Origin of the sequence: Proteus vulgaris, from assembly GCF_011045815.1 — a bacterium.
Lineage (GTDB): Bacteria > Pseudomonadota > Gammaproteobacteria > Enterobacterales > Enterobacteriaceae > Proteus > Proteus vulgaris_B.
In genome coordinates this window covers 3,371,842-3,397,388 of record NZ_CP047344.1, presented here as the reverse complement: position 1 = coordinate 3,397,388, position 25,547 = coordinate 3,371,842, and the positions used below count along the sequence as shown (strand labels likewise).

Sequence of the window (25,547 nt, the reverse complement as noted above, 5' to 3'; positions counted from 1 at the left end):
ATTAAAAGGTTTCCTTATTAATAATAGAAACCTTCAATCTATTTATTTATGTGTTGTCAGCTTCACTAAGCGATCGCCGAAAAACTGAATGATAAAAACAAGAATAACGAGTAGAACAATGACTGTATTCATTACTGTTGCATTATAGCCAACGTAACCATATTGGTAGCCAATTTGACCTAAACCACCGGCACCAACAGCACCTCCCATTGCGGAGTAACCGACTAATGTAATTAAAGTAATGGTTGCCGCATTAATCAAGCCAGGTAAAGATTCGGGTAATAAAATCTTCTTAATAATTTGCATTGGCGTTGCACCCATAGAGCGGGATGCTTCAATCAATCCTTGGGGGATTTCTAATAGTGTATTTTCTACCATACGAGCAATAAATGGTGCCGCTCCAACAGTTAATGGCACGATGGCTGCTTGCAAGCCAATTGAAGTCCCTACGACCATACGTGTAAAAGGGATCATCCATACTAATAAGATAATAAAAGGGATTGCCCTAAAAATATTAACGAGTGCTGAAATAATGCGGTAGGCAGGTGGATTTGCCATGATTTGTTCAGGACGCGTAACATAAAGTAAAACACCCAGAGGTAATCCGATAACAAAACCAAAGAAGCCTGAAACAAAGGTCATGACTAAGGTTTCCCAGATCCCACTAATTAATAAATAAATCATACCTTCAGACATAACCGAGAACCTCTACCTTTACATGATGCTCTTCTAAAAACGCAATCGACTTTTCAGTGTTACCATTCTTACCGTGTAGTTCAGCTAACATCACACCAAATTTCACACCACCGGCATAGTCTATTTGAGAACTTAAAATATTAATATCAGCGTCAAAACGACGTGCAACGATAGACATTAATGGTGCATCTACAGATTGGCCGTTAAATTCAAGTCTCAATAATGGGAATAAACCTTCCTTCCACTCTGGTTTCATGCGTTCTTTATAGTCTTCAGGAATATCTAATTGTAGTGTTGATTGAATAAAAGCTTGAGAAACAGGCGTTTTAGGGTGAGAGAAAACCTCACTGACGGCATCACTTTCAACTAACTCGCCACCACTAATAACCGCAACTTGGTCACAAATACGTTTTACAACGTCCATTTCATGAGTAATTAATAAAATGGTGAGGCCTAAGCGACGATTAATATCTTTCAGTAATTCTAAAATAGAACGTGTTGTTGCTGGATCTAGTGCGCTGGTGGCTTCATCACACAATAAAACATTAGGTGAATTTGCTAATGCGCGTGCAATTGCAACACGTTGTTTTTGTCCACCAGATAAGTTAGCTGGGTAGTACTCTTTCTTATCAGACAGACCAACTAATTCTAGTAATTCATTAACACGCTTATTAATTTCAGTTCGTGGCGTATTATCAAGTTCTAATGGCAATGCGACATTATCAAATACGGTACGAGAGGACAGTAAGTTGAAATGCTGGAAAATCATGCCAATACCGCGGCGTGCTTTTGTTAATTCTTTATCTGATAATTTTGTGAGATCTCGTCCATCAACCAATACTTCACCTGAAGTTGGTTTCTCTAACATATTTACGCAACGTATAAGTGTACTTTTACCCGCTCCTGACGATCCGATAACACCAAAAATCTGTCCTTGTGGCACATGCAGGTTTATATTTGATAGCGCTTGTATAGAACGCTCTCCCTGCTTAAATACTTTGTTTATATTCGTCAGTTTAATCATGTTTTTCTTTATATAAGTAGATATGGGACATAGAGACTATTCTGCCCGAGTTAAAATAGATGTTAAGGCGTCTAGACGGCTAAGTCAATAAAAAAGAGTAGAAGGCTAATAAAGAAAGAAAGCCGTGGATATCATTCTCTATATAAGAAAAAACATGCGATACTAATAAAAATATCTAAATGGAGTAATGTGCTGTGAGTAAGGGGATTTCAGCGATTTTCTTAGATCGCGATGGAACTATTAATATAGACCACGGGTATGTATCTGAAATTGATAACTTTGAGTTTATTGATGGCGTCATTGAGGCAATGGCTGAATTAAAAGCAATGGGCTATGCCTTAGTTCTTGTGACTAATCAATCCGGTATTGGCCGAGGTTACTATAGTGAAGATCAATTTTTACACTTAACTGAGTGGATGGATTGGTCTTTAGCGGATAGAGGCGTTGACTTAGACGGCATCTATTATTGTCCTCATCATCCTGACGCTAATATAGAAGAATATAGAAAAGCATGTGACTGTCGCAAACCAGCAGCAGGAATGTTTATGGATGCAAAATCACAATTAAACATCGATATGGCTTCTTCTTATATGGTTGGTGATAAAAAAGAAGATATGTTGGCAGCAAAAAATGCAGGTGTTGGTCATAAAATTCTAGTTCGTACAGGAAAAGAGATAACAGAAGAAGCACAAAAGTGTGCGGATTTTGTTCTTGATAGCCTTGCAGACTTGCCAAAATGGTTAAAAAGCCACAAAAAATAAGCACTTCGTTTAATTTACCAACAAACAATCATTTTTTTTAAAAAAACTATTGCCAGCCTCAGAAAACTCCCTATAATGCGTCCTCGTTGTCACGGAACAGGGCGCTAAGCGAACTGACTGAGAGAACAAAGAAAAAAGTGAAAAGCCTTGAAAATAAACGCTTGACACTGAATGAGGAAGATGTAGAATACGCCTCCTCGCAACAACGCAGAAGACCGGAAACGGCAGCGACTGTTGCACTGCTCTTTAACAAATTATCAGACAATCTGTGTGGGCACTCGCAGAGACGATATCTTCTAAAATATTAGATGTATCAAGTCTTGAAGAGTGAACAACAAAAGTAAATTCATTTATGAATAGCTAAGTTTTCGATTTCTTTGAGCATCAAACACTTTTAATTGAAGAGTTTGATCATGGCTCAGATTGAACGCTGGCGGCAGGCCTAACACATGCAAGTCGAGCGGTAACAGGAGAAAGCTTGCTTTCTTGCTGACGAGCGGCGGACGGGTGAGTAATGTATGGGGATCTGCCCGATAGAGGGGGATAACTACTGGAAACGGTGGCTAATACCGCATGACGTCTACGGACCAAAGCAGGGGCTCTTCGGACCTTGCGCTATCGGATGAACCCATATGGGATTAGCTAGTAGGTGAGGTAATGGCTCACCTAGGCGACGATCTCTAGCTGGTCTGAGAGGATGATCAGCCACACTGGGACTGAGACACGGCCCAGACTCCTACGGGAGGCAGCAGTGGGGAATATTGCACAATGGGCGCAAGCCTGATGCAGCCATGCCGCGTGTATGAAGAAGGCCTTAGGGTTGTAAAGTACTTTCAGCGGGGAGGAAGGTGATAAAGTTAATACCTTTATCAATTGACGTTACCCGCAGAAGAAGCACCGGCTAACTCCGTGCCAGCAGCCGCGGTAATACGGAGGGTGCAAGCGTTAATCGGAATTACTGGGCGTAAAGCGCACGCAGGCGGTCAATTAAGTCAGATGTGAAAGCCCCGAGCTTAACTTGGGAATTGCATCTGAAACTGGTTGGCTAGAGTCTTGTAGAGGGGGGTAGAATTCCACGTGTAGCGGTGAAATGCGTAGAGATGTGGAGGAATACCGGTGGCGAAGGCGGCCCCCTGGACAAAGACTGACGCTCAGGTGCGAAAGCGTGGGGAGCAAACAGGATTAGATACCCTGGTAGTCCACGCTGTAAACGATGTCGATTTAGAGGTTGTGGTCTTGAACCGTGGCTTCTGGAGCTAACGCGTTAAATCGACCGCCTGGGGAGTACGGCCGCAAGGTTAAAACTCAAATGAATTGACGGGGGCCCGCACAAGCGGTGGAGCATGTGGTTTAATTCGATGCAACGCGAAGAACCTTACCTACTCTTGACATCCAGAGAATCCTTTAGAGATAGAGGAGTGCCTTCGGGAACTCTGAGACAGGTGCTGCATGGCTGTCGTCAGCTCGTGTTGTGAAATGTTGGGTTAAGTCCCGCAACGAGCGCAACCCTTATCCTTTGTTGCCAGCGCGTGATGGCGGGAACTCAAAGGAGACTGCCGGTGATAAACCGGAGGAAGGTGGGGATGACGTCAAGTCATCATGGCCCTTACGAGTAGGGCTACACACGTGCTACAATGGCAGATACAAAGAGAAGCGACCTCGCGAGAGCAAGCGGAACTCATAAAGTCTGTCGTAGTCCGGATTGGAGTCTGCAACTCGACTCCATGAAGTCGGAATCGCTAGTAATCGTAGATCAGAATGCTACGGTGAATACGTTCCCGGGCCTTGTACACACCGCCCGTCACACCATGGGAGTGGGTTGCAAAAGAAGTAGGTAGCTTAACCTTCGGGAGGGCGCTTACCACTTTGTGATTCATGACTGGGGTGAAGTCGTAACAAGGTAACCGTAGGGGAACCTGCGGTTGGATCACCTCCTTACCTAAGAGATACGTGTTATGTGCAGTGCTCACACAGATTGTCTGATGAAGAACGAGCAAAAGCGCGTCTGCGAAGCTGACAAGAGTCCCCTTCGTCTAGAGGCCTAGGACACCGCCCTTTCACGGCGGTAACAGGGGTTCGAATCCCCTAGGGGACGCCAATTGCGCGGTATGAGTGAAAGGCGTACCACACTATAGTCTGATGTAAATCAGAGAATAGTTAAGATAATTTTAGCAAGTTATTTTAACTATTATGCTCTTTAACAATCTGGAACAAGCTGAAAAATTGAAAACAAATCAATATATCACCGAGGTATATTGATGAGTCTCTCAAAATCTCAGACCTTGAATTTGTGATACTCCAAGGCGAGTGTCATGAGCGAACAACAGCAATTCTAGGCGGACAGCGCGCAGTAAGCGGAGCATACTCAAGTATGTGAGCATTACGAGCACTGCCCAACAACGAATTGATGCTTGTGTAGCCATGACCTTTAAAGTCGTCTTCGAGAGAAACATCTTCGGGTTGTGAGGTTAAGCGAATAAGCGTACACGGTGGATGCCTAGGCAATCAGAGGCGATGAAGGACGTGCTAATCTGCGATAAGCGTCGGTAAGGTGATATGAACCGTTATACCCGACGATTTCCGAATGGGGAAACCCAATATCCAATGGATATTATCATGACGTGAATACATAGCGTCATGAAGCGAACCGGGAGAACTGAAACATCTCAGTACCCCGAGGAAAAGAAATCAACCGAGATTCCCCTAGTAGCGGCGAGCGAACGGGGAACAGCCCAGAGTCTTAATCAATAGCAGCATCAGGAGAACGGTCTGGAAAGTCCGGCAGTAAAGGGTGATAGCCCCGTATCTGAAGATGCTGTTATTGTGAACTCGACGAGTAGGGCGGGACACGTGTTATCCTGTCTGAATATGGGGGGACCATCCTCCAAGGCTAAATACTCCTGATTGACCGATAGTGAACCAGTACCGTGAGGGAAAGGCGAAAAGAACCCCGGCGAGGGGAGTGAAAAAGAACCTGAAACCGTGTACGTACAAGCAGTAGGAGCCTCTTTATGGGGTGACTGCGTACCTTTTGTATAATGGGTCAGCGACTTATATTCTGTAGCAAGGTTAACCGTATAGGGGAGCCGTAGGGAAACCGAGTCTTAACTGGGCGAATGAGTTGCAGGGTATAGACCCGAAACCCGGTGATCTATCCATGGGCAGGTTGAAGGTTGGGTAACACTAACTGGAGGACCGAACCGACTAATGTTGAAAAATTAGCGGATGACTTGTGGATGGGGGTGAAAGGCCAATCAAACCGGGAGATAGCTGGTTCTCCCCGAAAGCTATTTAGGTAGCGCCTCGTGAACTCATCTTCGGGGGTAGAGCACTGTTTCGACTAGGGGGTCATCCCGACTTACCAACTCGATGCAAACTGCGAATACCGAAGAATGTTATCACGGGAGACACACGGCGGGTGCTAACGTCCGTCGTGAAGAGGGAAACAACCCAGACCGCCAGCTAAGGTCCCAAAGTCATGGTTAAGTGGGAAACGAAGTGGGAAGGCTCAGACAGCCAGGATGTTGGCTTAGAAGCAGCCATCATTTAAAGAAAGCGTAATAGCTCACTGGTCGAGTCGGCCCGCGCGGAAGATGTAACGGGGCTAAACCATGCACCGAAGCTGCGGCAGCGACACTATGTGTTGTTGGGTAGGGGAGCGTTCTGTAAGCCTGCGAAGGTGTACTGTGAGGTATGCTGGAGGTATCAGAAGTGCGAATGCTGACATAAGTAACGATAATGCGGGTGAAAAACCCGCACGCCGGAAGACCAAGGGTTCCTGTCCAACGTTAATCGGGGCAGGGTGAGTCGACCCCTAAGGCGAGGCTGAAAAGCGTAGTCGATGGGAAACGGGTTAATATTCCCGTACTGGTGGTAACTGCGATGGGGGAACGGAGAAGGCTAGGTTGTCCGGGCGACGGTCGTCCCGGTTCAAGCATGTAGGCAGAGTGATTAGGCAAATCCGGTCACTTAATGCTGAGGTGTGATGACGAGCCACTAAGGTGGTGAAGCAATTGATGCCCTGCTTCCAGGAAAAGCCTCTAAGCTTCAGGTTACCAACAATCGTACCCCAAACCGACACAGGTGGTCAGGTAGAGAATACTCAGGCGCTTGAGAGAACTCGGGTGAAGGAACTAGGCAAAATGGTGCCGTAACTTCGGGAGAAGGCACGCTGGCGGTAAGTGAAGTCCCTCGCGGACGGAGCCGAAGCCAGTCGAAGATACCAGCTGGCTGCAACTGTTTATTAAAAACACAGCACTGTGCAAACACGAAAGTGGACGTATACGGTGTGACGCCTGCCCGGTGCTGGAAGGTTAATTGATGGGGTTATCCGTAAGGAGAAGCTCTTGATCGAAGCCCCAGTAAACGGCGGCCGTAACTATAACGGTCCTAAGGTAGCGAAATTCCTTGTCGGGTAAGTTCCGACCTGCACGAATGGCGTAATGATGGCCAGGCTGTCTCCACCCGAGACTCAGTGAAATTGAACTCGCTGTGAAGATGCAGTGTACCCGCGGCAAGACGGAAAGACCCCGTGAACCTTTACTATAGCTTGACACTGAACATTGAGCCTTGATGTGTAGGATAGGTGGGAGACTTTGAAGTGTGGACGCCAGTCTGCATGGAGTCAACCTTGAAATACCACCCTTTAACGTTTGATGTTCTAACCTAGGTCCATAATCTGGATCGGGGACCGTGTCTGGTGGGTAGTTTGACTGGGGCGGTCTCCTCCTAAAGAGTAACGGAGGAGCACGAAGGTTGGCTAAGCATGGTCGGACATCATGCGGTTAGTGCAAAGGCATAAGCCAGCTTGACTGTGAGAGTGACGGCTCGAGCAGGTACGAAAGTAGGTCTTAGTGATCCGGTGGTTCTGAATGGAAGGGCCATCGCTCAACGGATAAAAGGTACTCCGGGGATAACAGGCTGATACCGCCCAAGAGTTCATATCGACGGCGGTGTTTGGCACCTCGATGTCGGCTCATCACATCCTGGGGCTGAAGTAGGTCCCAAGGGTATGGCTGTTCGCCATTTAAAGTGGTACGCGAGCTGGGTTTAGAACGTCGTGAGACAGTTCGGTCCCTATCTGCCGTGGGCGTTGGAAGATTGAGAGGGGTTGCTCCTAGTACGAGAGGACCGGAGTGAACGCACCACTGGTGTTCGGGTTGTCATGCCAATGGCATTGCCCGGTAGCTAAGTGCGGAAGAGATAACCGCTGAAAGCATCTAAGCGGGAAACTTGCCTCGAGATGAGTCTTCCCTGTCACCTTGAGTGACCTAAAGGAACGTTTAAGACTAAGACGTTGATAGGCTGGGTGTGTAAGCGTAGCGATACGTTGAGCTAACCAGTACTAATGAACCGTGAGGCTTAACCTGACAACACCGAAGGTGTTTTGTCTGAGAGACAAAGAGTAGATGAAGTAAGCTTGTTTAAGATTGACATTACTGGCGACTGACTGAAAGGAAGGAAGCGGGTAATAAACCGAATTTGCTTGGCGGCCATAGCGCAACGGTCCCACCTGATCCCATGCCGAACTCAGAAGTGAAACGTTGTAGCGCCGATGGTAGTGTGGGGTCTCCCCATGTGAGAGTAGGGAACTGCCAGGCATTAAATTAAAGCATTAGTGTTGAAAAACATTAATCGCAAAAAAGAATACGCGGAGCGGTAGTTCAGTTGGTTAGAATACCTGCCTGTCACGCAGGGGGTCGCGGGTTCGAGTCCCGTCCGTTCCGCCAACATTAAGAAACCTAAGTCTAACGACTTAGGTTTTTTTTTGCTTAAAATTTAAGAATAAATAGATATTAAATTTCTAAAATTAAGTAAAAATAACTAATTTATATAAAAACAATCACTTTTGTTGATTATAATGTCCTTTTAAAAGATGAGGGTAGCGCTAGGCTTTGGTATACTTAAGTTATAGCAAGAAATCTTGCTGCTTATCTGAGGTTGTTAATGGCGAAGAAACCGACTTATTCAGTACGTTTTGTGGCAGGTCAACCTGTAGAAAGGATTGAACCAAGCCCGCCTTTAAGTGAAAGAAAAGATACATTACCTATTGGAATGCCTCTATATACAGAAGGCACACTAAAAATTGCGGTTTGGAATATCTATAAACAGCAACGACCCAATTGGCGTAATATGTTAGAGATTTTATCAACCGATACGCATTTACTTTTATTGCAAGAGGCTCAAACTACGCCTGAGCTTGTTCGTTTTGCAGGAACCCATCATTTAATTGCAGATCAAGTTCCCGCCTTAGCTTTTCAGCAACATCCTGCGGGTGTAATGACTTTATCAAGTTCTCATCCTATCTATTGTTGTCCTCTAAGAGAAAAAGAACCTTTTCTACGCTTATCAAAATCAGCATTAATTACGGTATATCCGTTGATCACGGGTGATCATCTAATGGTGATTAATGTACATGCAATTAATTTTAGTTTTGGTGTTGATGTGTATCAGCGTCAATTAAGTAATTTATCTGTTCATATCATGCACCATAAAGGCCCCATTATTCTTGCGGGTGATTTTAATGCATGGAGTCGCCCTAGAGTGAATGTATTAAAGCGTTTTGCGAGAAGGCTAAGACTTAAAGAGGTTATTTTTGATAATGATTGGCGTACTAAAGCATTTGGTAAACCGTTAGATTATATTTTCTATCGTGGATTATCGCTAAATAATGCAGAAGTGCTGATCACTGATGCTTCAGACCATCATCCTTTAATTGCAACATTTTATTAGTGAGTGATAATAACGATACTTAATATTAAATTTAAATATTTAAATTTGGTATGATTATATCTAGTATCAATTAGAATAATTCTTTTAATGATAGTTTATCTATCTATTTAATCTATTTGTTATATCAATACCTTTTACTATACTTTTTTTGTCTATCTAATATCACTAGATATAGGAAATAAAATGCCAACAAAAAATATAGTTATTATTGGTGGTGGTACCGGCGGAACTATTCTTGCTAATATCCTGGCTAAAAAATTAAATGAAGAAATTTTTTCAAATAAAATCAAAATAACACTTATTTCAGATAATCCTCATCATTATTACAAGCCTGCATTTATGTATATTGCATTTAATCTTTTTTTAAAAGAAGAGTTAATGCGATCAGAAAGAAGTTTATTAAGGCCTGAAATTGAATTTGTTATAGATAAAGCTGAGCACTTTGATTTTAACAATAAAATTATCTATTGCGAGTCTAAGAAAAAATATAATTATGATTTCTTAGTTTTAGCAACGGGTTGTGTTCCTAGCCCTCATAGAATTGAAGGTTTAAAAGAAGCAGGAAGTCATTTTTATCAATATGAAGCAGCAAGAGCGCTTGCTGATAAACTTGCGACAATTGAAAAAGGGCGTGTATTTATTACAGTGAGTTTCCCTGAAACGCCGAATGTGCCTCATCAATGTGGTATTGCTCCTATGGAAACAACCTTGATGCTTGATGAACTATTACGTCAACGTCGGGTAAGAAGCAATATTGAAATTGTCTATACTTATCCTACAGTTGCTCAACTTTTAAGAAACTGCTTGTTTATGCAACAAGAGGTTTGCGAAGTCCTTCCTGCAGTATTTTCAGAGCGAGATATTAAAGCTAAACGTGGATTTACATTAAGCCATGTTGATCCAGATAAAAAGATAGCTTACTCAAAAGAAGGGGAAGCAGAGCCGTTTGATATTTTGATGAGCACTCCGCCAATTACTGCGGTTGAAGCTATTCGTAACACGGGTTTAAGTGAGCATAATAATGGTGAAGGTTGGTTACCGACAGATCCTGAAACATTACAAGTTTATGGATTAAACCAAGTTTATGTTATCGGTGATACCGTTGATTTACCGATCAGTAAAGCCGGTGGTAGTTGCCATAACCAAGCAGGTGTGATTGCTAATAATATCTGTGGTGAGCTTCGCTATGGCTATCCTGCCGCCATTTATGATGGTCGAGTACAAGCCGTTGCACAAATGGGGCTATCAGCAGGAATGCCATTACAATATGACTATAAGCACGACGTAATACCGACACCGCCAACAAAATTAGGGGGATTATTGCGTAATAGTTATAACAGAGGCTTATATTGGGCAACAGTTAGAGGATTATTATAGGGGATACAATAATGAGTGAAAATAATTTAAGCCCAGAAGATATTCAACTGTTAACGGATGATGATAAATTACACCTTCAACATTTATTAGAAAAAGCAAGACCATTATTAGCATTAAAGCGATTTGATAATATCGTCGATTTATTATCTTTAATATCAGATTCAATAGATATTATGGATAATGCGACAGTTGAAAAATTGTCAGTTGCATTCGAGGAAACATTAATTCCAGTATGGGAGTTAAGTGCTGCTTATAATATGGCAAAGAAAGAATCTATTTATCAAGATAAAAAATATACTTTAGGGTCAACTTTTTCGTTATTAAGAAATCCTGATACGCTTAAAGGAATTTCTATTATTCTAAGAACAGTTCAAATTATCGGGGAAAATAACCAACGAATAGAAAATTAATTAATAATTAGGAGATGTAATGACGCAAGATAATAAACATTTTAATACTCAAGCAATACATTATGGTTATTCTCCGTTAGATTCTCAGGGGGCATTAGTGCCTCCTGTTTTTCAAACGTCTACTTTTGTTTTCCCGACGGCTCAATATGGAGCTGATTGTTTCGCAGGACGGCGAAAAGGACATTTCTATTCACGGATTTCTAATCCCACATTAAATTTATTAGAAAAACGTTTAGCACAATTAGAAGGTGGCGAAGGTGCAGTTGTTTTTTCTTCAGGAATGGGTGCAATTACGTCAACTTGCTGGTCGTTACTTCAACCTGGTGATGAATTGATTGCTGATATGACGCTTTATGGATGCACTTTTACTTTTTTTAATCATGGGCTTGCTAAGTTTGGTGTTAAAATAAAGCACGTTGATTTAACTAATCTTGAAAAGTTGAAAGAAGCGATTACTGAGAAAACAAAATTAATTTTTTTTGAAACTCCTGCTAACCCTAATATGCGCATCAGTGATATAGAAAAAATATCAGAAATAGCTCATCAGCATAATATTTCAGTGATAGTGGATAACACTTACTGTTCACCTTATTTACAACAACCTTTAAAACTTGGTGCAGATATTATAGTACATTCAATGACCAAATATTTATCAGGCCATGGCGATGTGACTGCGGGCGCGATTATTACTACACATGAATTAGCCGATAAAATACGTGTTGAGGGGTTAAAGGATATGACAGGGGCTTGTTTGTCTCCTCACGATGCCTCGTTAATATTACGAGGCATAAAAACGTTAGGTATAAGAATGGAGCAGATCTGTCAAAATACACAACGTATAGCTCAATACCTTGAAGATAATCCTAAAGTCGAAACTATTTATTATCCTGGGCTGACTTCTTTTCCTCAATATGAACTAGCCAAACGTCAAATGCGATTAGCTGGAGGTATGATAGCTATTGAGTTAAAAGGGGGCATTAAAGCCGGCAGAGAATTTCTCAATCGATTAAATCTTTTTAGTCGAGCTGTGAGCTTAGGAGACTGTGAATCTTTAGCTCAACATCCAGCAACAATGACTCATGCTACTTATAGTGCAGAAGAACGGCAAAGGCATGGTATTAGTGACGGTTTGGTTCGTTTATCAATAGGTCTGGAAGATGTGGATGATTTAATTGCAGATCTAGAACAAGCACTGGCTTAGTAATAGTAGCTATTATGTAATAAAGAAAAAGGCTGTGAAATTATCCACAGCCTTTATTGTTCAACTTATATATTGGTTAATTCAGAAATATGATTTATTTCTGGTTCATTCTTGGTTTGATACCAACATAATAGCCGATAGTTAAAATCGCTACCCATATCATACCCACAATCAATGCCATTCTAGTTGATTCAAAATAACCTAAGATTGCGATAACAAACGCCATAAAGACGATAGTCAGCGCAGGTGCAACTGGCCATAACGGTACTGGAAATTTAAGTGTTTTTACTTCTTCGGCGCTCATCTTACGGCGCATAGCGACTTGAGAAAGCAAAATCATTAACCAAACCCAAACTGTTGCAAATGTCGCAATAGAGGCAATTAAAACAAAGATTTGTTCTGGAATAAGGTAATTAAGCACGACGCCAAGTAACAGTATCACAGACATCACAAGTACCGTCATCCAAGGCACGCCATTACGGGTAAGCTTCATAAAGGATTTAGGTGCTTGTCCTTCTTGAGCCATGCCGTACATCATACGACCAGCCCCAAAGATATCACTATTAATTGCGGAAATAGCCGCTGTGATAACCACTAGGTTTAAAATATTTGCCGCTGAATTGATCCCTAGATTCGAGAAAATCTGTACAAATGGGCTACCGTTATGGCCGATTTGTTGCCAAGGGAAAATACACATTAGGATGAATATTGTTAGAACATAGAATAATAAGATACGAAACGGTACGGCATTGATAGCTTTTGGAATGGTTTTCTCAGGATCTTTAGCTTCACTGGCAGTAATACCAATTACTTCAATTCCACCAAATGCAAACATCACAATGGCAAGCGAGGCGATAACCCCTTCAATACCATTTGGCATAAAACCACCAAACTCCCATAAGTTAGAGATACCAATAGGGTGTTCAGTTTGTTGGCCAAAGCCATACATCATAATAACAACACCACCAATGATCATTGCGATAATAGCGGTGACTTTAACAATAGAAAGCCAAAATTCCATTTCACCAAATATCTTCACATGGCAAAGGTTTAAGGCACCAATAAAGCAAACTATGCCTAATACCCATATCCATTGATCGACATCTGGGAACCAAAGTTTCATATAAAAACCAAATGCTGTGACGTCAGCCAGACACACAATCAGCATTTCAAAAACATAGTTCCAGCCGGTTAAGAAGCCTGCTAAAGGCCCCATATAATGGCTAGCATATTGTGAGAAAGAGCCCGCAACAGGATGATGAACGGCCATTTCCCCTAATGCACGCATAACCATAAATACCGCAGCACCACCAATAAGGTAAGCCAATAATACTGCTGGACCTGCTTTTTCAATGGCTGCAGCTGAGCCATAAAATAGACCTGTCCCGATCGCAGAGCCTAGCGCCATGAAACGAATGTGCCGCCCTGATAATCCTCGTGAAAGTTGATTCTCTTTTTGCATCTAAAGTATTCCCATCTCTGTCCAACGGAGGAACTCTATCCTCTTTTTCAGTGTCTTCTCGCACGTTAGCTATTCAAAACAAACCATGTACCTTATCATAAAGCCTCTTACGGTGAGATAGTTATCTGTAATAATCATCAGCATTCATTGGATATCAGAGTTTCTTATGCAATACCCCATTAATGAAGTGTTTCAAACCTTACAGGGTGAAGGTGTTTTTACTGGCGTTCCTGCGCTTTTTGTTCGATTACAAGGTTGCCCAGTTGGCTGTAGTTGGTGTGATACGAAGCATACTTGGGAAAAAGAGGACGAAAAAAAAGTCCCTCTTGGAGATATCCCGATTAAAACGCAAGAAAGCGATACTTGGGGCGAAGCCAGTGTTGCTGAAATTTTATCACTTTTTCAGCAACAAGGTTATAGTGCAAAACACGTTGTTATTACGGGAGGGGAGCCTTGTTTATATGATTTGCGTCCTTTAACGCAAGGATTAGAGCAAGCCGGTTTTGCCTGCCAGATAGAAACCAGCGGTACTCATGACATTCTATGTAGTGAAAAAACATGGGTCACACTTTCACCTAAAGTGGGAATGCGAGGTGGTTTTCGTGTTTTATCAAGCGCTATCAATCGTGCTAATGAGATAAAACATCCAGTTGGACGTGAAAAAGATATTGAAGCTTTGGATACATTACTGGCATTACGCACAGAACAACCTGCACCTGTTGTTGCTTTACAACCCATTAGTTGTAAAGAAAGTGCAACGGCATTGTGTATTAAAACTTGTATTGAACGTAATTGGCGTTTCTCAATGCAAACGCATAAATATTTAAATATTGCGTGATCACATTTTTAATATAAAAAAATCAGCCAATAAAAGGCTGATTTTTTTAGATGATAACAGTTTAATGTTAATACAAAACTATTCACCGCGATAAATACATCCTGCTGTACACGTCTCTTTCACCATTACAGCAGATAATAATGGCAATACCGGTTTTACTTGCTGCCAAATCCATTTTGCGAGCACTTCGCTGGTCGGATTTTCAAGGCCTTCAATTTCGTTAAGATAGTAGTGATCAAGGCGATCAAGAGTAGGTTTAAATGCGGCTTTAACATCAGCAAAATCAATAAGCCAACCTGACTGCGTATCAACTTCACCTGTTAGCTCTAATCTAACCAAAAAGGAGTGTCCGTGCAGGCGTCCACATTTGTGACCTTCAGGAACATGAGGTAAATGGTGGGCGGCTTCAAACTGAAAATCTTTAAAGATGGTGGTTGTCATCAAAACTCTCTTGACTTAATTAGTGAAAAAAAGACACAAATAGAACGAAGTCTATCAGTGTAGCCGATTTAGCTTATCACGCCTAATCTCCATTAATCTTAATGACTTGTTATATTCCTTTTTGCTTATTAATTATATTGGTAAAGGAAACCGATAAATAAATTTAGCATTTAAGGTTATTAGATAGAGCCAACAGGTCTTTAATTCACCTTCTAGTCGTGAGATACCCTCTCAATATTAGAAATATTATCAAAGAACAATAAAGCACAGATAAGTGCTTCGCTTTTTTAAGGCAGGATAAATGAGCAATCAACCCCCATTATTATCAATGCTTCCATTAACATCGGAGCAATTGAATAAATTACAGGACGCAACAAAAGATCTCTCAACTGCGCAAATTGCATGGTTATCTGGGTATTTATGGGGGCAATTGGATCATGCTGCCGCATCCGTACCAACAGCGGTTGTTTCACCACAAGTTCCAGAACAAGAGACAATAACATTAATCTCTGCCTCTCAGACTGGTAATGCCCGCCATCTGGCAGAACAATTACGAGATAACCTAGTTGCGCATAAATTGAATGTCGAGTTGTACTCTGCCAGTGAATATAAATTTAAGCAGATCCATAAAGCGACAACTTTAATTATTATTGCATCTACACAAGGAGAGGGTGAGCCTCCAGAGGAAGCGATAGCTTTCTATAAATACCTGCACTCTAAAAAAGCATCTGAAATGAAGGAAACGTCTTATGCAGTATTCAGTTTAGGCGATACCTCTTATGAGCATTTCTGCAAAGCAGGCAAAGACTTTGATGAAAGAATTACCCAGCTTGGTGCAACGCGTTTATTACCTAGAGTTGATGCTGATGTTGAATATCAATCTGTTGCAGATGAATGGATAAAACAGCTCACAGAAATATTAAAAGCGAGAGTTCCTGTACAAAGCACACTTGTATTGCAACAAACTCAGGCTGGTACGACGGATACTATCAATGCCTCCGTTTATCATCGTGATGCGCCTTTTGCTGCCACATTACTGGCTAATCAAAAAATCACAGGTCGAAATTCAGATAGAGATATTCGTCATATCGAAATCAGCCTTGAAGGTTCTGATTTACAATATCAACCTGGTGATGCGCTGGGAGTTTGGTTTAATAACTCATCTGAAAAAGTCGATGAACTCATTGAGTTATTGTGGCTAAAAGGTGATGAACCTGTCACGTTAAAATCTCAAGCATTCACCTTAAAAGAGGCCTTATTACATCATTGTGAACTGACTCAAAATAGCGCGCCTATCGTCAAGGCTTATGCACAACTTACACGACATGAAGATTTATTGTCACTTATTGCTGATAAAACAAAGCTTCAGCAATATGCACAAAAACACCCTATCAATGAGATGGTGCGCCAATATTGTGCTCAACCAACGGCACAAGATTTTGTGGATATTTTACGCCCCTTAACACCACGCCTTTATTCTATCGCTTCATCACAACAGGAAGTAGAAGAGGAAGTTCACCTTACATTAGGTGTTGTGCGTTATGACGCAAATTCGCGTGCGTATACTGGTGGTGCCTCTGGTTTCTTAGCGGATAGCTTGAAAGAAGGCGATACCGTCAATGTTTTTGTTGAAAAAAATGAACATTTCCGTTTACCAAACAATAATGATGCCCCTGTGATTATGATTGGCCCAGGTACAGGTATTGCACCTTTTAGGGGCTTTATGCAACAGCGCGAAAATGACGGTGCAGCAGGTAAAAACTGGTTATTTTTCGGTAACCCTCATTTTGTTGAAGATTTTCTCTATCAAGTTGAATGGCAACGTTATGTCAAAAGCGGCCTGTTAACCCATATTGATTTAGCATGGTCACGAGATCAAGCACATAAAATTTATGTGCAAGATAAATTACGTGAACGTGGTAGTGAGATTTGGCAATGGTTACAACAAGGTGCTTATCTTTATGTCTGTGGTGATGCATCAAATATGGCAAAAGATGTTGAGCAAGCGTTGTTAGATATTGTGATGGAGTATGGCAATAAAAATGGTGAAGAAGCAGATGAATATTTAAGTGAGCTACGTCTAGAACGGCGTTATCAGAGGGATGTCTATTAAATGAAATTACATACTCAAGCGCCCTTAGTGGTTGAAGGGAAACTGGCTGATAGTGAACGCATGAAAAAAGAGAGTCATTTTTTACGCGGTACTATTACAGAAGATTTACAAAATGGTTTAACTGGTGGTTTTGAAGGCGATAATTTTTTATTGATCCGCTTTCATGGCATGTATCAACAAGATGACAGAGATATTCGTGCTGAACGAGCTCAGCAAATGTTAGAACCTCGTCATGCCATGATGCTACGTTGTCGTTTGCCCGGTGGCATAATTTCGCCTAAACAGTGGCTTAGCATTGATAAGTTTGCGACGGAAAATACGCTATATGGCAGTATTCGTATTACCAATCGTCAAACATTTCAATTTCATGGCATTTTAAAGGGCAATGTAAAACCCGCTCATCAAATGTTAGCCGCCACAGGATTGGATTCTCTAGCTACTGCGAATGATGTTAACCGTAATGTCCTATGTACTTCAAACCCAGTACAATCTTCATTACACCAAGAAGCGTATGAGTGGGCGAAAAAAATATCAGAACACTTATTACCTCGCACTCATGCATATGCTGAAATTTGGTTAGATAAAGAAAAAGTAGTGACGACTGATGAAGAGCCTATTTTAGGAGAAACCTATTTACCCAGAAAATTTAAAACCTCGGTGGTGATCCCTCCTCATAATGATGTTGATCTTCATGCAAATGATATGAATTTTATTGCAATTGCTGAAAATGGGCGTCTTGTCGGGTTTAATGTGCTGGTGGGTGGTGGTCTTGCGATGACTCATGGTGATAAGAATACCTTTCCTCGCTTAGCCAGTGAATTTGGTTATATCCCTATTGAAAAAACCTTAGCAATTGCTGAGGCGATTGTGACAACTCAGCGTGACTGGGGAAATCGAACTGAACGCAAAAATGCAAAAACAAAATACACATTAGAACGCGTTGGTGTAGAGACGTTTAAACAAGAGGTTGAACGCCGTTCAGGTGTCACTTTTGAGGCTATTCGACCTTATGAATTTACACATAGAGGCGATCAGATTGGTTGGTTAAAAGGTGTTGATGATAAATGGCACCTTACTTTATTTATTGAAAGTGGCCGATTAATTGATAAACCTGATGCTCAGTTAAAAACGGGGATTGCTGAAATTGCTAAAATTCATCAAGGTGATTTTCGCCTTACAGCTAATCAGAATTTAATTGTGGCGGGTGTACCTGAAAATGAGAAAGCAAATGTTGAAGCTATTGCTCGCCGATATGGATTAATTGATGACAAGGTGACCCCACTGCGCGAACATGCAATGGCCTGTGTCTCTTTTCCTACTTGCCCATTAGCAATGGCTGAAGCCGAGCGTTTTTTACCTTCATTCACTGATACACTTGATAGCTTAATGATAAAACATGGTGTGAGTGATGAGTATATTGTTGTTCGTGTAACAGGATGCCCAAATGGCTGTGGTCGAGCAATGCTTGCAGAAGTGGGGCTGGTGGGAAAAGCCCCTGATCGTTATAACCTACATTTAGGCGGTAATCGTATTGGTACACGCATACCTAGAATGTATCGTGAAAATATTACCTCACAAGAAATCATCGCAATACTTGATACGCTGATTGGTGAATGGGCGATTTCTCGCCATAACAATGAAGGATTTGGTGATTTCCTTATTCGCACTGATGTTGTTAAACCTGTACTCAACTCTGCCGTGGATTTTTATGAAGTACAGGAGGCGGTATGAAGATATTTCAGCTTGAACAATTAAGATTATTATCGATAGAAGAACAACAAAAAACGTTAGCTGAAATTAATCAACAACTTGAGCAACTCACCGCTATTGAACGTATTACTTGGGCTTTAGCTCATTTGCCTAAAGCTTATGTACTAAGCTCTAGTTTTGGTATTCAGTCCGCAGTCTGTTTGCATTTAATTACAAGGCAATATCCTGATATCCCCGTGATTTTGACAGATACAGGTTATTTGTTTCCTGAGACTTATCAGTTTATTGATACATTGACTCAACAGTTACAACTTAATTTAAAGGTGTATCGAGCTGAATTATCTTCATCTTGGCAAGAAGCCCGTTACGGTAAACTTTGGTTAAATGGCATAGACGGTATTGAGCGATATAACAATATCAATAAAGTTGAGCCGATGGAGAGAGCATTAAAAACGTTACAGGCTCAAACATGGTTTGCAGGTCTTCGCCGACAACAATCTAAAAGCCGTGAGCATTTGCCAGTGCTTTCAATCGCAAAAGGGATCTTTAAGTTTTTACCGATAGTAGATTGGGATAATAAGCAAATTCATCAATATCTTAAAGAAAATGATTTACCCTATCACCCCTTATGGGAGCAAGGTTATCTCTCTGTGGGTGATACTCATACAACCCGAAAATGGGAAGAGGGTATGAGTGAAGAAGAAACTCGTTTTTTTGGCTTAAAACGTGAGTGTGGGTTACACGAATAACGCCATTATTTATCAATAAAATAAATGGGGTAATAGTTCAATCTATTGCCCTATTTGTCGTTTTTAAAAAATTAACTCATTGAAATTATTTTATTTTTCCTTATTCCTTTCTGTTCCATCACATAGCTTTTTGTCATTTCATAAGCCCTAAAGCACCTTTTATAGTCATTACTCATAAAGTGAACAACGAAGGTGAGATACGCGTATGGATTACCTACCCTTATTTGTGGAATTAAAAGAACGCCCTGTGTTATTGGTGGGTGGTGGTCATGTCGCCGCGCGTAAAGCTTTGCTGTTATTAAGAGCAGGTGCTCGTTTAAGAGTGATTGCACCTCAGTTGTGTGATGAATTACATCTTGCTTATCAGCAAGATAAAATTGAATGGGTGTCAGCAAAATATCAATCTGAACATCTATTAGGAATGATGCTGGTTATTGTGGCTACGGATGACTGTGTGCTTAATCAGCAAGTTTATCTTGATGCACAAGCACGACATATTTTTGTCAATGTTGTGGATTCACAACCTCAATGCTCATTTATCTTTCCTGCCATTATTGACAGAAATCCTATTTTGATCGCGATTTCATCTGCGGGAAAAGCGCCTGTTTTAGTTCGTATGATACGTGAAAAGTTAGAGGCCTTATTGCCAAGTTCATTAGGCACAATGGCGACAATAGCAGGAAAATGGCGCCATAAAGTGAAACAACACTTAGATACTTTTCAAGCGCGTTGTCGTTTTTGGGAGCAAGCCTTCGGCGGTAAATTTGCCACTTTAGTGGCGAGTGATCAATTGGTTCAAGCAGAAGCCCATCTTGAACAACAACTAAAACAAAAAGAGAGCCAACAAGGTGAACTTGCATTAGTTGGAGCAGGGCCAGGTGATGCAGGTTTATTAACACTGCGCGGTTTACAGGTTATTCAACAAGCTGAAGTCGTCCTTTATGACAGTTTAGTGAGCCCAGAGGTTTTAGAGCTTGTACGACGTGATGCTGACACTATTTGTGTGGGCAAAAGAGCTGGACATCACAGTGTTTCTCAAGAGGAAACAAATGCACTGATTGTGAAATATGCGCAATTAGGTAAACGAGTTGTTCGGTTAAAAGGGGGGGATCCCTTTATTTTTGGACGTGGTGGCGAAGAAATTGAAATTGCTATCGCGCATGGGATTGCGTTTCAGGTTGTACCTGGAGTCACAGCTGCCAGCGGAGCAAGCGCTTATGCGGGGATACCATTAACTCATCGACAATACGCTCAAAGCGTTACTTTTATGACGGGTCACTGTAAAGCTGATGGTATTGAACCTGATTGGCGATCATTGGCACAAACTAATCACACCCTCGCTATTTATATGGGAACAGCAAAAGCAGAGTTGATTAGTCAGCGTTTAATTAAACTCGGACGTTCTCCATTAACGCCTATCGCTGTTATCAGTTGTGGCACACGCCGTGATCAGCAAGTTTTCACGGGTAACCTAACGCAATTAGCACAATTGGCAGAAAAAGCACCAACTCCGGCTCTCCTGATTGTAGGAGAGGTTGCTGCATTGCACCATCAACTTGCGTGGTTTGGCGATAGACACGCTTATCCGTCTTTACCTTCGCACCATTCATCTTTGGTTCATTTTGCCTAAACGAGGTTGTTATGAATGAAACACAGTTAACGCATCTTCAGCAATTAGAAGCAGAAAGTATTTATATCCTGCGTGAAGTTGTCGCTGAATTTGCAAATCCCGTCATGCTTTATTCAATAGGTAAAGATTCCTCGGTGATGTTGCATTTAGCACGCAAGGCGTTCTATCCCGCTAAATTACCTTTTCCTTTGTTACATGTTGATACTGGCTGGAAATTTCGAGAAATGTATGATTTTCGAGATAAAACAGCTAAAGAATATGGTTTTGATCTTAAGGTTTATCGCAATCCGCAAGGTGAAGAGATTGGAATTAATCCGTTTATTCATGGTAGTGCAAAACATACGGATATCATGAAAACAGAAGGGTTAAAGCAAGCCTTAGACAAATATGGTTTTGATGCAGCATTTGGTGGTGCTCGTCGTGATGAAGAAAAATCACGAGCCAAAGAACGTATTTATTCATTTAGAGATAGATCTCATCGTTGGGATCCGAAAAATCAACGACCTGAATTATGGAAAAACTATAACAGCCAAATTAATAAAGGCGAAAGTATTCGAGTATTTCCATTATCTAACTGGACTGAACTCGATATTTGGCAATATATCTATTTAGAAAATATCGATATTGTTCCTCTTTATTTTGCAAAAAATAGACCTGTTATTGAGCGTGATGGCACATTAATTATGGTTGATGACGACAGAATTGATCTTAAGCCGGGTGAAGTTATCACTCAGCAACAAGTGAGATTTAGAACTTTAGGGTGCTGGCCATTAACTGGAGCTATTCCTTCACAAGCCGAAACGCTACCTACCATTATTGAGGAAATGCTGATTTCCACCAGCAGTGAACGACAAGGACGTTTAATTGATAGTGATCAGTCCGCTTCAATGGAGCTGAAAAAACGTCAAGGTTACTTTTAATTGGAGGATATATGGGACTTGCAGCCGTGAAAACAAATCAACTTATTGCTGGTGAAATTGCACATTTTGGTGGTGTGGAAAGCTATCTTAAAATGCAACAAAACAAAGGGTTATTACGATTTTTAACCTGTGGTGATGTTGATGATGGTAAAAGCACATTAATTGGACGTTTGCTTCATGATACAAGGCAGATCTATGAAGATCAGCTTTCTACATTACAAACGGAAAGTAAAAAAATAGGTACTCAAGGTGAAAAGCTCGATCTTGCTTTGCTGGTGGATGGATTAGCGGCAGAGAGGGAGCAAGGGATCACTATTGATGTTGCTTACCGTTATTTCTCAACGGCAAAACGCAAGTTTATTATTGCTGATACACCCGGACATGCGCAATATACCCGTAATATGGCGACAGGTGCATCAACCAGTACGCTTTCTATTCTGCTGATCGATTCTCGTAAAGGTGTACAAGAGCAAACGCGACGTCACAGTTTTATCAGCACACTTTTGGGGATACGCCATCTGATTGTGGCAATTAACAAAATGGATCTAGTGGATCACCAACAAGCTATTTTTAAATCGATCCAACAAGATTATCTTAAATTTGCCGATCAACTTCCGACAGATCTAACCATTGAATTTGTACCTATCTCTGCGCTTGATGGTGATAATGTTGTTTCACCTTCCTTGAATATGCCTTGGTATCAAGGAAAAACGTTGCTTTCATTATTAGAAGATGCGCCAGTTAAATTGGGAGCATCTACACAATCGCTACGTTTTCCTGTGCAATATGTAAATCGTCCTGATCTAGATTTTAGAGGATATAGTGGCACGATTTCTTCTGGTGTTCTTTACCAAGGACAACAAATCAAAGTATTACCTTCGGGGCACCGTTCTACTATCAAACGTATTGTTACTTTTGATGGTGATTTAACACAAGCGAGTGCAGGACAAGCTATTACACTTGTTTTAACTGATGAAATTGATATTAGTCGTGGCGATATTATTGTTGATAGTAGTGATATAACTGGCAATATTAGCACTCATGCATTGATAGATGTGGTATGGATGTCAGAGCAACCCTTAGTTCAAGGGCACATACTTGATATCAAGATTGCAGGTAAAAAGAGTCGAGCAAAAATAGAGAATATTCATTATCAAGTGGATGTGAATAAGCTTACTCAACAAGTTACAGATAACTTAAGTTTAAATGCAATAGGTAATGTTGAAGTCTCATTTGAAGAGCCTTTGGTGCTTGATAACTATCAAGCCAATGCTGATATGGGGGGACTTATTTTTATTGATAGGTTAAGCAATGTCACGGTAGGGGCTGGACTTATCCGAGAAACTCGCAATACGCCTATACAAACTACGACACAATACGATGCGTTTGAAGTTGAGCTTAATCAGCTTATTCGTCGTCATTTTCCTCATTGGGGAGCAAGAGATCTTCTTGGAGGAAAATAAAGATGATGAGCGAAGATATTATCTGGCATTCGCATAAAATTGGATTAAACGAACGTGAATCACAGCAGGCACACAAAGGATGTGTGCTTTGGTTTACTGGGCTATCAGGATCGGGTAAATCCACGCTGGCTGATGCATTAGAGCAAGCACTTTATCAACACTCCGATTCGCCAATTCGTACCTATTTATTAGATGGCGATAATTTACGACATGGATTATGCCGTGATCTTGGATTTAGCGAAGAAGATCGGCATGAGAATATCCGCCGTGTGGGTGAAGTAGCTAAATTGATGGTAGATGCGGGGCTTATTGTTTTAACCGCTTTTATCTCACCTTATCGAGAAGATAGGCAACAAGTTAGGAGTCATTTTGAGCAAGGTCGATTTATTGAGATCTTTGTCGATACCCCCCTTCATATTTGTGAGGCTCGTGATCCGAAAGGGCTTTATCAAAAGGCAAGACGTGGTGAAATAAAACAATTTTCAGGAATTGATTCACCTTATGAACGCCCTGTTGACCCTGAATTACATTTAGATGGTACACTCTCTATTAATAAACTTACTCAGCAAATCCTCATTTATCTACAGCAAAATCAAATCTACCGTTAATTTTGAAGTGAAATTTAATTATCTCTACACAAATATCGCATGAAAAGGATAAATGTGTAGAGATATCAATACATTACTTTGGTGAGGCACATTTATCATCACCCCCTGTTTAAATATCATTAAGTCTTTTCATCTAAAATGGATTTATTTATCAATTAACTCTATTCTGGCTTATCTTAATAAGAAAAAATTAAGCCTTTATCTGAATATTACAAAAGAGCCTCACGTTTATAGTGAGCTGAATACAAATAATAATGTAATATATTCCAGTGCTTTTGTGGCGTCTGTGGTTGAGTTGTGGGATGATTAGCCCATTAATCTTGGGGGTGGTAATGGGGAAATTAACAGTCTTACTTCTGATTTTACTTGGTTGGCTACAATATTCATTGTGGTTAGGTAAAAATGGTATCCATGATTACAACAAAGTAAGTCAAGAAGTTGAATCTGCATTGGCGCAAAATACGCAGTTAAAAGAGCGTAATGATCGTCTATTTGCAGAGATTGATGACCTCAATGGCGGGCAAGAAGCGTTAGAAGAGCGCGCTCGTAGTGAATTAGGGATGATTAAGCCTAATGAGACCTTCTTCCGTATTGTGAATGATAAGTCTCAACCACGTCGTTAATTTATTGAATTAATAGTGTGTCCTGATACAAATACCATAATGAATATAACAAACTCTACTCTTCCTATTGTTGCCGTTATTCCAGCAGCTGGTATCGGAAGTCGAATGCAATCAATCTGCCCAAAACAATATTTGAAGATTGGTGGATTGACTATTCTTGAACATACCATTAATGCTTTATTAAAACACCCACGCATAATGAAAATTATTGTGGCAATTAGCCCAAATGATCATTATTTTCAAGCCTTGCCTTTAGCACAAGATGAAAGGATCATTACAGTTAATGGTGGAGGAGAGCGAGCGGACTCTGTATTATCGGGTTTAGAGTACGTCACTCAGCATTTTTCTGAAAAGACTTGGGCTCTTGTCCATGATGCAGCGAGGCCTTGCTTGCACTTTGGCGACCTTGATCATCTTATTAAATTAATTGATGAAAACTTCTCAGATCCACAGTTTTGCGGTGGTATTCTTGCAACTCCTGTACGTGATACGATGAAACGTAGCCATCAACAAGATAATCATATTGAACAAACAGTAGAGAGAACAACACTATGGCATGCTTTAACGCCACAGTTCTTTCCAGCCTCGTTATTAAAACAAAATATAGAAAATGCACTCTCAGAAAATGCAACTATTACTGATGAAGCATCAGCGATGGAATTTGCTGGATATGAACCTCTATTAGTGAAAGGGCGTGCAGACAATATTAAAGTAACTCAGCCAGAAGATTTGGCGCTTGCAGAGTTTTTTCTTTCACGCCAAATCACCAATATAAGGAACACACAATAA

General features: G+C 41.0%; 19 protein-coding genes, 2 tRNA genes and 3 rRNA genes. 20 read left to right on the top strand and 4 right to left on the bottom strand.

Annotation, left to right across the window (positions count from 1 at the left end; genetic code table 11):
- Positions 1 to 42 precede the first annotated feature (42 nt).
- Positions 43 to 696, bottom strand: a complete 654-nt coding sequence (locus GTH24_RS16115) for a methionine ABC transporter permease MetI (protein WP_036933988.1) — start codon at positions 694 to 696, stop codon at positions 43 to 45.
- Entirely contained in the window at positions 689 to 1,720 is a 1,032-nt protein-coding gene (gene metN / locus GTH24_RS16110; protein WP_072069993.1) for a methionine ABC transporter ATP-binding protein MetN, read from the bottom strand. The genes GTH24_RS16115 and metN overlap by 8 nt, the downstream gene beginning before the upstream one ends.
- A gap of 194 nt (positions 1,721 to 1,914) precedes the next feature.
- Here metN and gmhB point away from each other — a divergent pair, with 194 nt between their 5' ends.
- The 10 genes from gmhB (at position 1,915) to GTH24_RS16060 (ending at position 12,201) form a co-directional block, all read left to right on the top strand.
- Complete coding sequence (gene gmhB, locus GTH24_RS16105) at positions 1,915 to 2,481, top strand: D-glycero-beta-D-manno-heptose 1,7-bisphosphate 7-phosphatase (RefSeq protein ID WP_164526699.1); 567 nt, start codon at positions 1,915 to 1,917, stop codon at positions 2,479 to 2,481.
- Positions 2,482 to 2,876: 395 nt separating this feature from the next.
- Positions 2,877 to 4,419, top strand: a 16S ribosomal RNA gene (locus tag GTH24_RS16100).
- Between the two features lie 84 nt (positions 4,420 to 4,503).
- A tRNA-Glu gene (locus GTH24_RS16095) sits at positions 4,504 to 4,579 on the top strand.
- A gap of 368 nt (positions 4,580 to 4,947) precedes the next feature.
- Positions 4,948 to 7,850 (top strand): 23S ribosomal RNA (locus GTH24_RS16090).
- Positions 7,851 to 7,965: 115 nt separating this feature from the next.
- A 5S ribosomal RNA gene (gene rrf / locus GTH24_RS16085) occupies positions 7,966 to 8,081 on the top strand.
- The 16S, 23S and 5S rRNA genes sit together here with 2 tRNA genes alongside, the layout of an rRNA operon.
- A 52-nt stretch (positions 8,082 to 8,133) precedes the next feature.
- A tRNA-Asp gene (locus GTH24_RS16080) sits at positions 8,134 to 8,210 on the top strand.
- Positions 8,211 to 8,427: 217 nt separating this feature from the next.
- Positions 8,428 to 9,213 carry an endonuclease/exonuclease/phosphatase family protein gene (locus tag GTH24_RS16075; protein WP_072070197.1) on the top strand — a complete coding sequence of 262 codons (786 nt, stop codon included), beginning with the start codon at positions 8,428 to 8,430 and terminating at the stop codon, positions 9,211 to 9,213.
- Between the two features lie 183 nt (positions 9,214 to 9,396).
- Positions 9,397 to 10,590, top strand: a complete 1,194-nt coding sequence (locus tag GTH24_RS16070) for an NAD(P)/FAD-dependent oxidoreductase (protein WP_072070196.1) — start codon at positions 9,397 to 9,399, stop codon at positions 10,588 to 10,590.
- 11 nt (positions 10,591 to 10,601) lie between these two features.
- Positions 10,602 to 11,000 carry a hypothetical protein gene (locus tag GTH24_RS16065; RefSeq protein WP_072070195.1) on the top strand — a complete coding sequence of 133 codons (399 nt, stop codon included), beginning with the start codon at positions 10,602 to 10,604 and terminating at the stop codon, positions 10,998 to 11,000.
- 19 nt (positions 11,001 to 11,019) lie between these two features.
- Complete coding sequence (locus GTH24_RS16060) at positions 11,020 to 12,201, top strand: methionine gamma-lyase (protein ID WP_072070194.1); 1,182 nt, start codon at positions 11,020 to 11,022, stop codon at positions 12,199 to 12,201.
- 94 nt (positions 12,202 to 12,295) lie between these two features.
- Here the strand turns inward: GTH24_RS16060 and GTH24_RS16055 are convergent, their stop codons facing one another.
- The gene (locus GTH24_RS16055) at positions 12,296 to 13,663 is read right to left on the bottom strand and encodes an amino acid permease (RefSeq protein WP_072070193.1); all 1,368 of its coding nucleotides are present in this window, start codon (positions 13,661 to 13,663) and stop codon (positions 12,296 to 12,298) included.
- A gap of 166 nt (positions 13,664 to 13,829) precedes the next feature.
- On the opposite strand from GTH24_RS16055, the gene queE reads away from it, so the two are divergent.
- Positions 13,830 to 14,501: a 7-carboxy-7-deazaguanine synthase QueE gene (queE, locus tag GTH24_RS16050; RefSeq protein WP_072070192.1), complete on the top strand. Its 672-nt coding sequence runs from the start codon at positions 13,830 to 13,832 to the stop codon at positions 14,499 to 14,501.
- Positions 14,502 to 14,579: 78 nt separating this feature from the next.
- On the opposite strand, the gene queD is transcribed toward queE, so the two are convergent.
- Positions 14,580 to 14,945 (bottom strand): 6-carboxytetrahydropterin synthase QueD, encoded by a 366-nt coding sequence (gene queD, locus GTH24_RS16045; protein ID WP_164526698.1) that lies wholly within the window; start codon positions 14,943 to 14,945, stop codon positions 14,580 to 14,582.
- 298 nt (positions 14,946 to 15,243) lie between these two features.
- Here queD and cysJ point away from each other — a divergent pair, with 298 nt between their 5' ends.
- The 9 genes from cysJ to ispD all read left to right on the top strand — a co-directional run bounded on the left by cysJ (position 15,244) and on the right by ispD (position 25,547).
- Positions 15,244 to 17,055: an NADPH-dependent assimilatory sulfite reductase flavoprotein subunit gene (gene cysJ, locus GTH24_RS16040; protein WP_164526697.1), complete on the top strand. Its 1,812-nt coding sequence runs from the start codon at positions 15,244 to 15,246 to the stop codon at positions 17,053 to 17,055.
- Positions 17,056 to 18,786 (top strand): assimilatory sulfite reductase (NADPH) hemoprotein subunit, encoded by a 1,731-nt coding sequence (gene cysI, locus GTH24_RS16035; RefSeq protein ID WP_164526696.1) that lies wholly within the window; start codon positions 17,056 to 17,058, stop codon positions 18,784 to 18,786.
- The gene (locus tag GTH24_RS16030; RefSeq protein WP_072070188.1) at positions 18,783 to 19,514 is read left to right on the top strand and encodes a phosphoadenylyl-sulfate reductase; all 732 of its coding nucleotides are present in this window, start codon (positions 18,783 to 18,785) and stop codon (positions 19,512 to 19,514) included. Before cysI ends, GTH24_RS16030 begins: the two co-directional genes overlap by 4 nt.
- A 205-nt stretch (positions 19,515 to 19,719) precedes the next feature.
- A complete protein-coding gene (cysG, locus tag GTH24_RS16025) occupies positions 19,720 to 21,144 on the top strand; it encodes a siroheme synthase CysG (protein WP_164526695.1) in 1,425 nt (474 codons plus the stop codon).
- An 11-nt stretch (positions 21,145 to 21,155) separates the two neighbouring features.
- Positions 21,156 to 22,064: a sulfate adenylyltransferase subunit CysD gene (gene cysD, locus GTH24_RS16020; RefSeq protein ID WP_164526694.1), complete on the top strand. Its 909-nt coding sequence runs from the start codon at positions 21,156 to 21,158 to the stop codon at positions 22,062 to 22,064.
- An 11-nt stretch (positions 22,065 to 22,075) separates the two neighbouring features.
- Positions 22,076 to 23,527, top strand: coding sequence for a sulfate adenylyltransferase subunit CysN (gene cysN / locus GTH24_RS16015; RefSeq protein ID WP_164526693.1), 1,452 nt, complete (start codon positions 22,076 to 22,078; stop codon positions 23,525 to 23,527).
- A 2-nt stretch (positions 23,528 to 23,529) separates the two neighbouring features.
- Complete coding sequence (cysC, locus tag GTH24_RS16010; protein WP_072070184.1) at positions 23,530 to 24,135, top strand: adenylyl-sulfate kinase; 606 nt, start codon at positions 23,530 to 23,532, stop codon at positions 24,133 to 24,135.
- 332 nt (positions 24,136 to 24,467) lie between these two features.
- Positions 24,468 to 24,758 (top strand): cell division protein FtsB, encoded by a 291-nt coding sequence (gene ftsB, locus GTH24_RS16005; protein ID WP_072070183.1) that lies wholly within the window; start codon positions 24,468 to 24,470, stop codon positions 24,756 to 24,758.
- Between the two features lie 39 nt (positions 24,759 to 24,797).
- The gene (ispD, locus tag GTH24_RS16000) at positions 24,798 to 25,547 is read left to right on the top strand and encodes a 2-C-methyl-D-erythritol 4-phosphate cytidylyltransferase (protein WP_072070182.1); all 750 of its coding nucleotides are present in this window, start codon (positions 24,798 to 24,800) and stop codon (positions 25,545 to 25,547) included.

Coding starts and splice junctions, on each gene's coding strand:
- GTH24_RS16115 (WP_036933988.1), bottom strand. CDS start 696: ATGTCTGAAGGTATGATTTATTTATTAATTAGTGGGATCTGGGAAACC.
- metN (WP_072069993.1), bottom strand. CDS start 1,720: ATGATTAAACTGACGAATATAAACAAAGTATTTAAGCAGGGAGAGCGT.
- GTH24_RS16075 (WP_072070197.1), top strand. CDS start 8,428: ATGGCGAAGAAACCGACTTATTCAGTACGTTTTGTGGCAGGTCAACCT.
- GTH24_RS16070 (WP_072070196.1), top strand. CDS start 9,397: ATGCCAACAAAAAATATAGTTATTATTGGTGGTGGTACCGGCGGAACT.
- GTH24_RS16065 (WP_072070195.1), top strand. CDS start 10,602: ATGAGTGAAAATAATTTAAGCCCAGAAGATATTCAACTGTTAACGGAT.
- GTH24_RS16060 (WP_072070194.1), top strand. CDS start 11,020: ATGACGCAAGATAATAAACATTTTAATACTCAAGCAATACATTATGGT.
- GTH24_RS16055 (WP_072070193.1), bottom strand. CDS start 13,663: ATGCAAAAAGAGAATCAACTTTCACGAGGATTATCAGGGCGGCACATT.
- queE (WP_072070192.1), top strand. CDS start 13,830: ATGCAATACCCCATTAATGAAGTGTTTCAAACCTTACAGGGTGAAGGT.
- cysJ (WP_164526697.1), top strand. CDS start 15,244: ATGAGCAATCAACCCCCATTATTATCAATGCTTCCATTAACATCGGAG.
- cysI (WP_164526696.1), top strand. CDS start 17,056: ATGAAATTACATACTCAAGCGCCCTTAGTGGTTGAAGGGAAACTGGCT.
- GTH24_RS16030 (WP_072070188.1), top strand. CDS start 18,783: ATGAAGATATTTCAGCTTGAACAATTAAGATTATTATCGATAGAAGAA.
- cysG (WP_164526695.1), top strand. CDS start 19,720: ATGGATTACCTACCCTTATTTGTGGAATTAAAAGAACGCCCTGTGTTA.
- cysD (WP_164526694.1), top strand. CDS start 21,156: ATGAATGAAACACAGTTAACGCATCTTCAGCAATTAGAAGCAGAAAGT.
- cysN (WP_164526693.1), top strand. CDS start 22,076: ATGGGACTTGCAGCCGTGAAAACAAATCAACTTATTGCTGGTGAAATT.
- cysC (WP_072070184.1), top strand. CDS start 23,530: ATGATGAGCGAAGATATTATCTGGCATTCGCATAAAATTGGATTAAAC.
- ftsB (WP_072070183.1), top strand. CDS start 24,468: ATGGGGAAATTAACAGTCTTACTTCTGATTTTACTTGGTTGGCTACAA.
- ispD (WP_072070182.1), top strand. CDS start 24,798: ATGAATATAACAAACTCTACTCTTCCTATTGTTGCCGTTATTCCAGCA.